The organism is Nocardioides sp. (assembly GCF_025964975.1).
Taxonomy (GTDB): domain Bacteria; phylum Actinomycetota; class Actinomycetes; order Propionibacteriales; family Nocardioidaceae; genus Nocardioides.
The window spans coordinates 1-13,482 of sequence record NZ_JAOPXV010000192.1 but is presented as its reverse complement, the minus strand read 5'-3'; the positions used below and the strand labels follow the sequence as shown (position 1 = coordinate 13,482).

Annotated in this window: 16 protein-coding genes; 10 read left to right on the top strand and 6 right to left on the bottom strand. The window is 69.5% G+C overall.

Annotated features, from left to right (window positions below; genetic code table 11):
- Positions 1-22: 22 nt before the first annotated feature.
- From JWN68_RS14805 to JWN68_RS14795, 3 genes are read left to right on the top strand one after another with little or no spacing between them, the layout of a single operon-like run.
- Positions 23-1,210 carry a thiolase family protein gene (locus JWN68_RS14805; RefSeq protein WP_297740244.1) on the top strand — a complete coding sequence of 396 codons (1,188 nt, stop codon included), beginning with the start codon at positions 23-25 and terminating at the stop codon, positions 1,208-1,210.
- The gene (locus JWN68_RS14800; protein ID WP_297740242.1) at positions 1,207-1,902 is read left to right on the top strand and encodes a 3-oxoacid CoA-transferase subunit A; all 696 of its coding nucleotides are present in this window, start codon (positions 1,207-1,209) and stop codon (positions 1,900-1,902) included. Before JWN68_RS14805 ends, JWN68_RS14800 begins: the two co-directional genes overlap by 4 nt.
- Positions 1,902-2,585 (top strand): CoA-transferase, encoded by a 684-nt coding sequence (locus JWN68_RS14795; RefSeq protein WP_297740240.1) that lies wholly within the window; start codon positions 1,902-1,904, stop codon positions 2,583-2,585. The genes JWN68_RS14800 and JWN68_RS14795 overlap by 1 nt, the downstream gene beginning before the upstream one ends.
- A gap of 134 nt (positions 2,586-2,719) precedes the next feature.
- Here the strand turns inward: JWN68_RS14795 and JWN68_RS14790 are convergent, their stop codons facing one another.
- Both JWN68_RS14790 and JWN68_RS14785 read right to left on the bottom strand, forming a co-directional pair.
- Positions 2,720-3,802 carry a hypothetical protein gene (locus JWN68_RS14790; RefSeq protein WP_297740238.1) on the bottom strand — a complete coding sequence of 361 codons (1,083 nt, stop codon included), beginning with the start codon at positions 3,800-3,802 and terminating at the stop codon, positions 2,720-2,722.
- 123 nt (positions 3,803-3,925) lie between these two features.
- Positions 3,926-4,576 carry an HAD family hydrolase gene (locus JWN68_RS14785; RefSeq protein WP_297740237.1) on the bottom strand — a complete coding sequence of 217 codons (651 nt, stop codon included), beginning with the start codon at positions 4,574-4,576 and terminating at the stop codon, positions 3,926-3,928.
- 18 nt (positions 4,577-4,594) lie between these two features.
- Between JWN68_RS14785 and JWN68_RS14780 the strand changes: the two genes are divergently transcribed.
- The 6 genes from JWN68_RS14780 to JWN68_RS14755 all read left to right on the top strand — a co-directional run bounded on the left by JWN68_RS14780 (position 4,595) and on the right by JWN68_RS14755 (position 9,634).
- Positions 4,595-5,578, top strand: a complete 984-nt coding sequence (locus JWN68_RS14780) for an LLM class F420-dependent oxidoreductase (protein WP_297740235.1) — start codon at positions 4,595-4,597, stop codon at positions 5,576-5,578.
- Positions 5,579-5,668: 90 nt separating this feature from the next.
- On the top strand, positions 5,669-6,307 hold the full coding sequence (locus tag JWN68_RS14775; protein ID WP_297740233.1) for a nitroreductase family protein: 639 nt from the start codon (positions 5,669-5,671) through the stop codon (positions 6,305-6,307).
- Between the two features lie 2 nt (positions 6,308-6,309).
- Positions 6,310-6,993 (top strand): hypothetical protein, encoded by a 684-nt coding sequence (locus JWN68_RS14770; protein WP_297740231.1) that lies wholly within the window; start codon positions 6,310-6,312, stop codon positions 6,991-6,993.
- A gap of 15 nt (positions 6,994-7,008) precedes the next feature.
- Entirely contained in the window at positions 7,009-7,515 is a 507-nt protein-coding gene (locus tag JWN68_RS14765; protein ID WP_297740229.1) for a glutathione peroxidase, read from the top strand.
- A gap of 53 nt (positions 7,516-7,568) precedes the next feature.
- Positions 7,569-8,981 (top strand): NAD-dependent malic enzyme, encoded by a 1,413-nt coding sequence (locus JWN68_RS14760; protein WP_297740227.1) that lies wholly within the window; start codon positions 7,569-7,571, stop codon positions 8,979-8,981.
- Positions 8,982-9,040: 59 nt separating this feature from the next.
- Complete coding sequence (locus JWN68_RS14755; protein ID WP_297740225.1) at positions 9,041-9,634, top strand: hypothetical protein; 594 nt, start codon at positions 9,041-9,043, stop codon at positions 9,632-9,634.
- Here JWN68_RS14755 and JWN68_RS14750 read toward each other — a convergent pair.
- From JWN68_RS14750 to ppgK, 4 genes are read right to left on the bottom strand one after another with little or no spacing between them, the layout of a single operon-like run.
- Complete coding sequence (locus JWN68_RS14750; protein ID WP_297740223.1) at positions 9,598-10,419, bottom strand: MMPL family transporter; 822 nt, start codon at positions 10,417-10,419, stop codon at positions 9,598-9,600. The genes JWN68_RS14755 and JWN68_RS14750 overlap by 37 nt on opposite strands.
- Positions 10,413-10,997: an MMPL family transporter gene (locus JWN68_RS14745; RefSeq protein WP_297740221.1), complete on the bottom strand. Its 585-nt coding sequence runs from the start codon at positions 10,995-10,997 to the stop codon at positions 10,413-10,415. Before JWN68_RS14745 ends, JWN68_RS14750 begins: the two co-directional genes overlap by 7 nt.
- Entirely contained in the window at positions 10,925-11,140 is a 216-nt protein-coding gene (locus JWN68_RS14740; RefSeq protein ID WP_297740219.1) for an MMPL family transporter, read from the bottom strand. Before JWN68_RS14740 ends, JWN68_RS14745 begins: the two co-directional genes overlap by 73 nt.
- 24 nt (positions 11,141-11,164) lie before the next feature.
- Entirely contained in the window at positions 11,165-11,917 is a 753-nt protein-coding gene (ppgK, locus tag JWN68_RS14735) for a polyphosphate--glucose phosphotransferase (protein WP_297740217.1), read from the bottom strand.
- A 131-nt stretch (positions 11,918-12,048) separates the two neighbouring features.
- On the opposite strand from ppgK, the gene JWN68_RS19400 reads away from it, so the two are divergent.
- A partial coding sequence (locus tag JWN68_RS19400) for a fatty acid desaturase (RefSeq protein WP_366519818.1) occupies positions 12,049-13,482 on the top strand: 1,434 nt, incomplete at its 3' end.

The window sequence follows — 13,482 nt, the reverse complement described above, 5'->3', positions numbered from 1 at the left end:
GTCGGCGCCTAGCGTGGGCAGCATGAGTTCTTATCTCTACGCTGCCGCTCGCACACCGTTCGGGCGCTTCTCCGGTGCTCTGGCCGGCATCCGCACCGACGACCTCGCCGCGGCAGCGATGACTGGTCTGCTCGCGAAGGTCCCCGCCCTCGAACCCGCGGCCATCGATGAGATCGTCTGGGGCAACGCCAACGGCGCGGGAGAGGACAACCGAAACGTGGGCCGAATGGCCGGGCTGCTCGCCGGTGTCCCGGTCAGCGTGCCTGCAACCACGGTCAACCGCCTGTGCGGGTCGAGCCTCGACGCGGCGATCATGGGGTCTCGCGCGATCGAGACCGGCGACGCGGAGATCGTCCTGATCGGTGGCGTGGAGTCGATGACGCGGTCCCCATGGGTGCTGCCGAAGCCCGAGCGCGCCTTCGCGGCGGGCGACGTCACTGCCGTTTCGACGACCGTGGGCTGGCGGCTGGTGAACCCGCGGATGCCCAGTGAGTGGACGGTCAACCTGGGTGAGGCGAACGAACAGCTCCGGGAGCGGTTCGCCATCTCCCGCCAGCGACAGGACGAGTTCGCTGCCCGCTCCCACCTGCTTGCGCACGAAGCGTGGGAAGGCGGGTTCTACACGGACCTCACCGTTCTCGTCGAGGGCGCCGACCTCAATCGCGACGAAGGTATCCGCCCCGACTCCACCGCGGCCAAGCTCGGCGGCCTCAAGGCGTCGTTCCGCCCCGCCGGCACCATCACCGCGGGCAACGCCTCCCCGTTCAGTGACGGTGCCTCCGCGGTGCTGCTCGGTTCCGCGGCGGCGGCCGCCGAGATCGGCTCGGACCCCCTCGCGCGTATCGCTGGGCGCGGCGCCTTCGCGCTGAGCCCGCAGGAGTTCGGCCTCGCCCCCGTCGAGGCCGCCAACCGTGCGCTGGCACGAGCTCACGTCAGCTGGGAGCAGGTCGGCGCCGTCGAACTCAACGAGGCCTTCGCCGTCCAGTCGTTGGCCTGTGTCGACGCGTGGAGGATCGACCCCGAGATCGTCAACGTCCGGGGCGGTGCCATCGCCATCGGCCATCCGCTCGGCGCGTCCGGTGGCCGGATCCTGGGCACGCTGGCCAAGATCCTCGTCGAGCGCAACCAACGCTACGGTGTCGCCGCGATCTGTATCGGCGTCGGGCAGGGCCTCGCGATCGTCCTCGAGAACGTGCGGAGCGCCGGATGAGCCGCACGCGGATCCTCGACACCAGCGACGAGGCGGTCGCCGACATCCAGGACGGCGCAACCGTCCTCGTCGGGGGTTTCGGCCTCGCCGGGATGCCGTTCGATCTCCTAGAAGCGCTCGTCCGGCAGGGTGCCAGCGACCTCACGATCGTGTCGAACAACGCGGGCAACGGCGAGGTCGGCCTTGCGGCTCTGCTCAAGGCACGGCGGGTGCGCAAGGTGATCTGCTCCTTCCCCCGGCAGAGCGACTCCTACGTCTTCGACGCCCTCTATCGTGCCGGCCAGATCGAGCTCGAGGTCGTCCCCCAGGGCAACCTCGCCGAGCGCATACGGGCTGCGGGAGCTGGCATCGGCGCGTTCTACTGCCCGACCGGGGTGGGCACGCCGTTGGCCGAGGGCAAGGAGACCCGCACCATCGAGGGCCGGCACTACGTCCTGGAGCACCCCATCAGTGGCGACTACTCGCTCATCAGCGCGCACCGGGCCGACGAGATGGGCAACCTCGTCTACCGCAAGACCGCCCGCAACTTCGGCCCGATCATGGCAAGCGCGGCCACGACGACGATCGTGCAGGTCAGCGACGTCGTGGCGACGGGCGGCATCGACCCGGAGACGGTGGTGACGCCGAGCATCTACGTCGACCGGATCGTCCGTGTCGAGGCCCGCCACCACATCGTCGGAGGAGCCCGCTGATGACGTCACCGACCGTGGAGCATCTCGATCGGGGGCCGCTGCACATGGACGAGCTGGCCCGCCTGATCGCCCGCGACATCCCAACTGGATCCTTCGTCAACCTCGGCATCGGCCAGCCCACCAAGATCGCCGACCACCTCACCCAGGAGCAGGGCGTCGTGCTGCACACCGAGAACGGCATGCTCGGCATGGGGCGCAAGGCCGAGGGCGACGACATCGACCCGGACCTGACCAACGCCGGCAAGGTGCCGGTCACCGAGACGCCAGGATGCTCCTACTTCCACCATGGCGACAGCTTCGCGATGATGCGCGGTGGCCACCTCGATGTCTGCGTGCTCGGGGCCTTCCAGGTCTCCGCCACCGGCGACCTGGCCAACTGGCACACCGGCCAGCCCGACGACATCCCCGCCGTCGGCGGCGCGATGGACCTCGCCATCGGCGCCAAGGACGTCTACGTGATGATGACCTTGTTCGCCAAGGACGGAAGCGCCAAGCTCGTCGACAGGTGCACCATGCCGCTGACCGGGCTGGCGTGTGTGAGCAGGGTCTACACCGACGTCGCCGTCTTCGACCTCGGCCCCGACGGAGTGGTGGTGCGGCAGACGTTCGGCATCACCCTCGACGGACTCCGCGACAGGCTCCGATCGACGGGCGGCCACACGGTCGTCCTGGCACGGACCTAGCGCTGGACTTCCTGGGAGAGGCGCTCGCAGTCCAGGCCGGTGGTGCCCTCAGGGTCGACACACCCGTACGCCGCGTCGGCGCGCTGAGCAGGGCGAACTGCCCGGTGCCCTCGTGCGAGCGCTCGGGATGGGGACTATTCGCGGGTGAAGTCCGGGATCGCGTTGAAGTCGATCGCGGAGTAGCGGCCGCGGTTGCGGTAGGGCTTCAGGCAGCCACCTTGGGCACCCTGGGCGCGGAGACCGGCGAGGTCACCCGCCTCGAAGTTCGCGTGGTAGCCCGTAGGAGCGGGCGACCGGTCGCCAGGGTGCATGACCTGGATGTCGTCGGCGAAGTGGTCGAGCCCGAAGGCGTGGCCGAGCTCGTGGATCAGCACGAGGCCCATCGGCTCGTCGGTCGGGAAGTCGTAGGCGAACGGGTACTGACCGGCGTACGCCATGTTCATCGTGACGCCGGGCTGCTTGATGTCCAGGACGATCTTGTTGGTGGACCTGCGTCGCGCCGGAGCCAGGCGGCCCGGTCCGCCGCGGCCGACGGCCTCGACCAGCTCGGGGTAGTCGTTCTGGTGCGCCCAGGCGATCACCATGTCGGTGCCCTTCGGGTAGCGCTTGTCGTCCAGCGGCACCGCCGAGGTCGTGCCGACGTACTTGGCCTTGAACCCGGTCGCCCGCTCGAGTCGGGTCACGGCCTCCTGGGTGAAGGCGATGGCCGCCTCGCCGGCGTAGCCGGTGTTGACGCGGTACTTGATGGTGTCGCACGGGTCCCACTGGAAGTTGTAGCCCTTGTGGCTCATCCGCAGGTAGGACGAGCGGGACCCGCGCGGGACCCACGACGTCGTGACCGTGAACTTCTTGGTCTTGAACACCTTCGCCTTGTCACGCCGCGCCTGCGGCACCACGACGCGGACCTTGTGGGCGCCGTACCAGTCGAGGGTCCCGGTGATGGTGAACGTGCCCTTCTTCTTGGTCTTCGACTTGTCGATGGTGTGCCAACCGTCGGACCACTTGACCTGGAGCTGCACCTTGCGGCCCTTGCGGCCGCTGGCCTTGCCGGAGATCGAGTAGCCGGACGTGCCGGCGACCCACGACGTGACGCCGTAGTCGACCTTGCCCTTGGTGCGGTCCTTGCCGGCGTGGGCCGGGGCGCTGCCGAAGCTGGTGAGGAGCAGGCTCAGCACGGCCACCATGGCCAGCGAGCTGATGCGAGAGGGACGAGTCATGGGAAACCTTTGAGAGAAGTGGAGTGCTCCATGCTCGTGCCCACTGCGTCACTCTCCAAACCCGCGAGGGACAGGTCGCGTCGCCTGCGATTCCGTTCAGCCTGTCCGCGCCGGAGGTGCAGGTCAGGACCAGTCCCGACCCACGAGGTCGGCGACCGAGTCCACGACGTCGACTGCCCCGGCCGCGGACAGCTCGTGGGCGGAGAAGCCGCCGGTCAGGACCGCCACACAGGACATGCCGGACCGGATTGCTGCCTCCACGTCCCACGTCGTGTCGCCCACCATCAGGCCGCGCGTGCCACCAGCCTTCTCCAGGGCGACGTCGAGGAGGTCGGGAGCCGGCTTGGACTGCTCGACGTCGTCCGCGGACGTGACGGCGTCGACGTCGTCCGCGCTCACCTGTAGGAGATCCAGCGCCATCGCCGTGAAGCGCTCCATCCCCGACGACGCCAGCGCGACGCGTAGGCCCTGGCGCCGCAGCTCCACGATCAGGTCTCGCGCGCCCGGCACGACGGCCACCTCGTCGAACACCGCGGCGTACTCCTGCTCCCATCGCGAGCGCAGGTCGTCGCCGTGCACCTCCTCGCCGGCCGCACCGAGCACGTGTGTGACGAGCTTGTCCCCGCCCAGGCCGATGGCCCGGTGCACGCGCACCCAGGACGGCTTCTCGGAGACGGAGCGGAAGGCGCGCGACCATGCCAGTGCGTGGAGGAACGTGGAGTCGACGAGAGTGCCGTCTACGTCCAGAAGGATGGTGTCAGGGGTAGGGGTCACCAGCCCATGATGGGAAGCATGACGCGATTCGGCTACACCCTCATGACGGAGCAGAGCGGACCGAAGGACCTGGTCACCTGGGCCGTCGGTGCCGAAGAGGCTGGCTTCGACTTCGAGGTCAGCAGCGATCACTACTTCCCGTGGTTGAAGGCGCAGGGACATGCGCCGTACGCCTGGAGCGTGCTCGGTGCGGTCGCCCAAGCGACGCAGTCCGTCGAGCTGATGACCTACGTGACCTGTCCGACCATCCGCTACCACCCCGCCGTGGTTGCCCAGAAGGCCGCCACGATGCAGCTGCTTGCCGACGGCCGCTTCACCCTCGGTCTCGGCTCGGGGGAGAACCTGAATGAGCACGTCGTCGGCCAGGGCTGGCCAGCGATCGACACTCGCCAGGAGATGCTGGAGGAGGCGATCCACATCATCCGGCGGCTGCACGAGGGCGGTCTCGTCGACCACCGGGGGGAGTTCTTCGACGTGGCGTCCGCGCGGATCTGGGACCTTCCCGAGGGTGGCGTACCGCTGGCCGTGGCGGTGTCGGGCGACGTCGGGCTGGAACGACTGGCGCCGTTGTGCGACCACCTCATCGGCGTGGAGCCGAAGGCCGAGCTGATCTCGGGGTGGAACGAGGCCGGCGGTCCGCAGATCGGGGCCGGAGGTGCCAGGGCCATCGGTCAGCTGCCCATCTGCTGGGACCCCGATCGCGACACCGCCGTGAAGCGCGCGCACGAGCAGTTCCGCTGGTTCGCCGGCGGATGGGCGACGAACGCCGACCTCCCCACCACTGCCGGGTTCGCAGGCGCCACCCAGTTCGTCCGGGAGGAGGACGTGGCGGACACCATCCCCTGCGGGCCCGACCTCGACCAGGTCGTCGAGGCGGTCCGGGAATACGTCGACGCGGGCTACACCGACGTGGCGATCGTCCAGGTCGGCGGCGACCACCAGGGCGAGTTCCTCGAGACGGCAGCCCGGCCGTTGCTGGCGAAGCTGCGCGAGATCGGCTGACCAAGGCTCCCTGACGGGAGTGAGTCAGGTGCCGACGGGGTGGCGGTGGCGTGTTCCGACGTCCCTCCTGCACCCGGGATACTTGGCGCCGTGACGACCCCGAGTGAGCGACAGCCGAGAGCACCGCAGCCGGGGGCAGAGGCACTGTCCGAGCCGCTGCGGTCTCGCTGGAGCCCGAGCGTGTACGACGACGCGCACACCCTCACCGGCCCGGAGATCGACCAGCTGCTGGCCGCTGCGCAGTGGGCGCCCTCCGCCGGCAACTCCCAGCCCTGGATCCTCTTCGTCTGCGAGCGGGGCTCGCCCAACCATGCCCGCCTCGTGGCGCGACTGAGCAGGGGCAACTCCGGTTGGGTGCCGCGGGCGTCGGTCGTCTTCGTCACCGCAGCACACGTGCGGACGGGGACGGAGGCTGATGCTCCCGCCTACAGCGACTACGCGCTCTACGACGTCGGCCAGGCCGCCGCGCACCTCACCCTGCAGGCCCGGACGATGGGCCTCCACACCCACCAGTTCGCCGGCTTCGACCACGAGGCGCTGGCCGTGGACCTGGCGCTTCCCGGCACGCACCTGCTGCTGACCGGCATCGCAGTCGGCCGGCAGGGTGATCCGACCGACGTCGACGAGCGGACCGCCGCGCGCGACCACAAGGTGCGCGAGCGTCGCGCGGTCGCCGAGATCGCGCGCGCGGGGACCTGGACGGAGCCGTGGGCGGTGGGACACCAGTGAGGATGTCCCGCTCCAGCATCGTGCTCATCCTCGTGGTGGTCGCGCTGGTGAACATGCCTCTGGTGCTCGCCACCTGGACGCGGTCCTCGGTGGAGCGCAACGGCGTGGAGGTCCAGGCAGAGATCAACGAGACGAAGAACCTCGGGACCTCGAGGGAGCCGAGCTGGTGGTTGAGCTACACCCTGCCGGAGTCCATCGACCCCGAGCAGGCCAGATGGTCGGCGGAGGTCGACGCTGCGACGTACGAGGAGGCCGAGCGGGACGGCACGGTCGCCGTGACTGCGGTCGAGGGCGAGCCGGAGAGCGCCATCGTGGCCGGCGAGGTCCGCAGCTCGACCGCGCTGGTCGGCACCCTGGTCGCCGACGCGGTCATGCTGGCGTGGGGGAGCCTCCTGTGGCGTTCTCGGGGCGGGAGGGTCCGCGAGGTGATGACCCTCGAGGCGCTCGAGGACGTCGCGCCCGCTGTCGGCGGTGGCTCGTGGGAGGACCTGGTCGACGGGACCGTCCGGGTGCGGGGCGTCGTGCTCGAGGCCGACCAGCACGAGGTGCTGCTGGAGCTCGGGGACCGGCTGGTGCGAGTCGTCCTGGACGGTCATGCCGGCGCGGTCGACGTCCAGCAAGGCGCCCAGGTGCGGGCGCGGCGCGCGAACAACCCGAACGGGCCCACCAATCCGGCAACCCGCTGACGACGAAGGCCAGACATGACGACGATCAACGACTTCTCCGCGCCCGCCATCGACGGGACCGCGACGGACCTGTCGGCATACGCCGGGAAGGTGGTGCTGGTGGTCAACACCGCCTCGAACTGTGGCTTCACGCCCCAGTACAAGGGACTCCAGGAGCTGCAGGACAAGTACGGCGCCGACGGCTTCACCGTGCTGGGCTTCCCGTGCGATCAGTTCGGCCACCAGGAGCCCGGGGCTGACGACGAGATCGCGTCCTTCTGCGAGCGCAACTTCGGTGTCGACTTCCCGCTCTTCTCCAAGGTGGAGGTCAACGGTGACGGCGCGCACCCGCTCTTCGTGTGGCTGCGCAAGCAGAAGGGCGGCCTGCTGGGCGGCAAGATCCGGTGGAACTTCACCAAGTTCCTGATCGCTCGTGACGGGACGGTCATCTCCCGGCACGCGCCCGCCACGGACCCGACCAAGCTGGCCGACCAGATCGAGAAGGCACTCAGCGGCGGGGGTCGTCGGCGCAAGGCGTCCTAGCCGCCGGCCGGACGTACTTGCCCGTAACCCACGCCGGGGAGGAAGGTGCGGGCATGGCCGCCACAGCTTCCTCCTACTCGATCACCATGCGACTGCACACCGCGCCCGACCACGGCGTGGTGGGCACCGTCGCCACGACCGTGGCGAGCGGGGGCGGGATCGTCACGGCCATCGACGTCGCGGAGTCGCGCCACGACCGGCTGGTCGTGGACCTCACCTGCTCCGCGGTCGACCAGACCCACTCCGAGCAGCTGGTGGCCGCGGTCGAGGCGATCGAGGGGGTGCAGGTCCACAAGGTCTCCGACCGGACCTTCCTGCTCCACATCGGCGGCAAGATCCGGGTCGAGTCGAAGGTCCCGCTGAAGACCCGCGACGACCTGTCGATGGCCTACACCCCCGGCGTGGGGCGGGTCTCGATGGCGATCCACGAGAATCCCGAGGACGTACGCCGCCTGACCATCAAGGGCAACTCGGTCGCGGTCGTGACCGACGGCTCCGCCGTGCTCGGCCTGGGCAACATCGGCCCCGGCGCGGCACTGCCGGTGATGGAGGGCAAGGCCGCCCTCTTCAAGCGGTTCGCCGACATCGACGCCTGGCCGATCTGCCTGGCGTCGCAGGACACCGACGAGATCGTGCGCGCGGTGGAGATGATCGCCCCCGGGTTCGGCGGGATCAACCTCGAGGACATCGCGGCGCCACGATGCTTCGAGATCGAGCGCCGCCTGCGCGAGTCGCTCGACATCCCCGTCTTCCACGACGACCAGCACGGCACCGCCATCGTCGTCCTGGCCGCGCTGACCAACGCCCTGCGGGTGGTCAAGAAGCAGCTCCCCGACGTGCGGATCGTGGTGTCCGGGGGAGGGGCGGCTGGTACGGCGATCGTGACCCTCCTGCTCGCGGCGGGGGCCGGCGATGTGGTGGTCGTCGACCGTCATGGAGCGCTTGTCGGCTCCGACGAGACCCTGGCACCGGCGCAGGCCGAGCTCGCCCGGGCCACGAACCCACGCGGGGTCACCGGGTCGTTGCACGAGGTGCTGCGCGGCGCTGATGTCTTCGTCGGCGTGAGCGCGCCCGGTGTCCTGGACGCCGAGTGGATCGCCGACATGGCCGACGACGCCGTCGTGTTCGCCCTCGCGAACCCCGACCCCGAGGTGGACCCCGCAGCCGCGGCGAAGTATGCCGCCGTGGTGGCCAGCGGACGCTCGGACTACCCCAACCAGATCAACAACGTCCTGGCCTTCCCCGGCGTCTTCCGCGGGCTGCTCGATGCACGCGCCGAGGACGTGACCGTCGACATGCTGCTGCGCGCGGCCGACGCCCTCGCGAAGGTCGTGAGCGACGAGGAGCTCCACCCGTCCTTCATCATCCCGAGCGTCTTCCACCCCGACGTCGCCAAGCGGGTCGCGTCCGCGATCAGCGGCAAGGCGCCCACCACGCCGACGGCTGGGGACACCTCACCCGTCTGACTCTCTAGGGTGGTGCCCGGAAGCGACCGCTGGGGCCGCTTCGAGAACGGGGAGACGCCATGACCAACGACGGCACCAGCACGCCTGATCCTTACCGCGAGCCCAACTACGGCACCACGCCTGACCCGTACGGCCAGCCCAACGTCCACGGGCAGTACCCCGACCACGGGGCGCCGACCGGCCCGGTCGAGCAGCCCTCGTCGATCACGACGGCCGTGATGCTCATGCGTATCGGTGCCCTGCTGTCGCTGCTCAGCCTGCTCTCGGCGTTGCTGTTCCGCGACGCCATGCGCGACACCGTCACGGAGTCGCTGCGCAAGACCGACCCCAACGTGTCCTCCGCCACCATCGATGCCGCCTTGGCGATCGGTCTCGGCCTGGCGGTCGTCTTCGGCCTGCTCGGGGTCGGACTGTGGCTGTGGATGGCCAGTGCCAACGGCAAGGGCCACTCCTGGGCGCGCATCGTGGCCACCATCTTCTTCGCCATCTCGGTCCTCTCGACCCTGGCCAGCCTCGCCCAGCCGCAGCCGGGCCTGCAGCGCATCCTCGGCCTGGCCGGCCTCGTTCTCGGCGCCGTGATCATGGTCCTGCTCTGGAAGAAGGAGTCCACGGCCTACTACAACGCGACGACGGCCTCACGGGTGATGCGCTGACCCGCGCGGTCAGCCGCAGTACTCACGCTCCGGGGCCACCAGAACCTCTCGCCAAGCGCAAACGCCAGGGCGGGCACGAGGACCGTCCGCACGATCAGGGTGTCGAGCAGCACCCCGATGCAGATGATCGTGCCGAGTTGCGCCAGCACCACGAGCGACAGCACGCCGAGCACGGAGGAGACGGCCGCCAGCAGGATGCCCGCGCTGGTGATCACCCCGCCCGTGGACGTCAGCGCCCGCAGCATGCCGCCGCGAGCGCCGTACCGCGGAGCCTCCTCGCGAGCCCGCGTCACGAGGAAGATGTTGTAGTCCACGCCGAGCGCCACCAGGAACAGGAAGGCGAGCAGCGGCACCCCCGAGTCGAGCGCCTCGAAGCCCAGCGGTCCGGTGAAGATCCACCACGAGAGGCCCATGCTTGCGGCGTACGTCGCCAGCACGGTCGCCACCAGGAGCAACGGGGCCACGATCGAGCGCAGCAGGACGAAGAGCGCCCCCAGCACCAGCGCGAGGATCAGCGGCAGGATGAGCAGGCGGTCGCGAGCGGCGCTGCTCGCCTGGTCGATCGCACTCGCCTCGGTGCCGGTGACGTGGGTGTCGTCGAAGGACTCCACCGCCTCGCGCAGTGCCTCGATCGTCGAGCGTGCCTCGTCGATGCCGGAGCCCGTGCTCAGCACCGCATCGATCTGCGCGATGCCGGCGCCCTGCTGGGTGATCCGGGCGACGTCCACGCCGCTCACGCCGGCGACCGCCTCCCGGACCCTGTCGGGGTCGTCCTCGGTCAGCACCTGGGTCGGGTCGGAGACCCCTGCGGGAAGCGACTCGCCCAGGCGCTCGGCGGCAGCGATGGCCTCCGGCTCGACGAGGAACTGGGCGGCCTGGTCCAGGCCGGTGTCGATGCTGCACGCCGAGCGCCATCGCTGCCAGCAGCACCGACGTCCCGGCCACGAAGGCAACGGGCCACCCGCTCGCCGACCTTGTGCCAGAAGGAGTCGGTGTCCACCAGGGCGGGATCGCCGACGTTCGGGATCCGGGGCCAGAACACCCAACGGCCGAACAGCACCAGGACAGCCGGCAGGACGACCAGCACGAAGGCCGCCGCGATGACGACGCCGATCGCGCACGCGAGGCCGAGCCCGCGGGTGGTCGACACGACCGACAGCGACAGGGTCAACAGACCGAGGACGACGGTGGTCGCGCTGGCCAGGACGGCCTCCGCGGTGCGGCGTACGGCGACGCTCATCGCCACCCGCCGTTCCGCGTAGGTCCGGAGCTCGTCGCGGTAGCACGAGATCAGCAGCAGGGCGTAGTTGGTGCCGGCTCCGAAGACGAGGACGGACAGATCCCCACCGTCGACTCGTCCCACGCGACGTCGAGGGCGGCCATCACCTGGGTGGCCAGAACGGCAGCGAGCCGGTCGGCGGTCCCGACGACGATGAGCGGGACCAGCCCCAGCACCGGGCTGCGGTAGGTGATCAGGAGCAACAGGGCCACCACCCCGGCGGTCACGAGCAGCAGGTTGGTGTCGGCGTCCTAGGAGCTCGCCCGCGAGGAGACGAGCGCGGCCCCGATGATGCCGGCCGCGTTGCGCAGCTGGGCGGCCACGATCGGCGTCTCGATGTCGAGCAGTGGGAGGAACGCGTCGCTGGACTTGCTCACTCCGCCACCGACCACGAACAGCTCGGGGGAGAAGAGCCGCTCGACCGCCCGGTAGTAGGTCGTCAGCCGCTCGGCCCAGTCCTCCCAGGACAGCTGCTCCTTCTCCCGGACGGAGTTGGCGGCGCGCGACTCGGCGTTGAAGCCCTCGATCTCCAGGTGTCCCAGCTCGGAGTTGGGGACGAGGACGCCGTTGTGGATCAGCGCGGAGCCGATGCCCGTGCCGAGCGTGGTGACGATGACCAGACCTCGCTGACCCTTCGCTGCGCCGTACTCCACCTCGGCCAGGCCCGCTGCGTCGGCGTCGTTGACGACGTGCACCTCGCGACCCAGGGCGGCGGTGAAGACGGCATCGGCGTCGGTGTTGATCCAGGCCGGATCGATGTTCGCGGCCGAGTGGACGATGCCGTGGCGGACGACGCCGGGGACAGTGACGCCGACCTGGGACGTCGAGGCGGGGAAACGTCCGACGAGCTCGGCGAAGACCTCGGCGACCGCGTCGGGGGTGGCCGGCTGCGGGGTCTGGATCTTCTCGCGGTTGCTGGCGAGATCACCGGCGCCCAGGTCGACGACGGCCGCCTTGATGCCGGTGCCGCCGAAGTCGATGCCGATCGGGTGGTCGTTGCTCATGGGAGCAGCCTGCCTGAGCCGCGTCTGCCGTGTCACCGGGGGTCTGCCAACTTGACAAAGCACTGACTATTGTCAAATCAGTGTACAAACCCTATGGTCTTGTAAACGTCCCCAGCAGGAAGGCCAGTCCCGTGAGCCTCAGCGACTCGATGAGTGGCACAGTCCCAGCCGGATCGACCGACGGTTGGAAGGACAAGAAGCGTTTTCTGTGGCTGATCGGCCTGGTGGTGCCGAGCCTGGCCTTCGTCGGCGTCGGGCTCCACGTGCTGACCGGCTGGGGCGTGTGGTTCTGGATCGGGCCGGTCGTGGTGCTCGTGATCGTCCCCGTGATCGACCTCGTCGCCGGACTCGACCGCTCCAACCCACCGGACGACGTGATCGAGGCATTGGAGAACGACAGGTACTACCGCTGGATCACCTACCTCTTCCTGCCGATCCAGTACGTCGGCTTCGTCGGTGCCTTCTACCTCCTCGCAAACCCGGAGGTGATCGGCGGGCTCTCGATTCCGGACAAGATCGGGATGGCGATCTCCATCGGGTGCATCGGCGGCATCGGCATCAACACCGCCCACGAGCTCGGTCACAAGAAGGAGGCCAACGAACGCTGGCTCTCCAAGATCGCCCTCGCCCAGGTCGCCTACGGTCACTTCTACATCGAGCACAATCGCGGCCACCACGTCCGGGTCGCCACCCCCGAGGACCCGGCCAGCAGCCGGCTGGGCGAGAACTTCTACCAGTTCTGGCCGCGGACGGTCTTCGGCTCACTGAAGTCCGCGTGGCGCATCGAGAAGCGTCGGTACGCCCGCAAGAAGCAGCACCCGTTCCAGCTCGGCAACGACGTGCTCAATGCCTGGTTGATGACCGCGGTCCTGTGGGGCGCGATGATCGCCTGGCTCGGGATCGAGATTGCGCCGTACCTCGTGCTGCAGGCGATCGTCGGCTTCTCCCTCCTCGAGGTCGTCAACTACATGGAGCACTACGGGATGCTGCGCCAGAAGGTCGGCATCGGCGAGCGCCAGCGCTACGAGCGGGTGCTGCCGAGCCACTCCTGGAACTCGAACAACATCGCGACCAACGTGCTGCTCTACCACCTCCAGCGGCACAGCGACCACCACGCGAACCCGACGCGGCGCTACCAGGCGCTGCGCGACTTCGAGGAGTCCCCGGTGCTCCCGACGGGCTACGCCGGGATGATCATCCTGGCGATCGTGCCGCCGATCTGGCGTCGGGTGATGGACCCGCGGGTCGTCGCCCACTTCGGTGGTGACGTCACCCTGGCCAACGTCAGCCCTCGCAAGCGCGCCGCCTACCTCGAGCGCTACCCCGCCCCGACGGCGGCCGAGCGGAAGGCCGCCGAGGACGCCACGCCCGGCCTGCTCGCCGCCGAGGTGCTCACCGCTCGATGCCCCGGTTGCTCCTACGTCTACGAGGTCGCTGCCGGTGACGAGCACGAGGGCTTCGCCGCCGGCACGGCGTGGGCGGACATCCCCGCCGACTGGTGCTGCCCCGACTGCGGCGTGCGGGAGAAGTTCGACTTCGTCGTCCTGGATCCTTCGGCCAGGCAG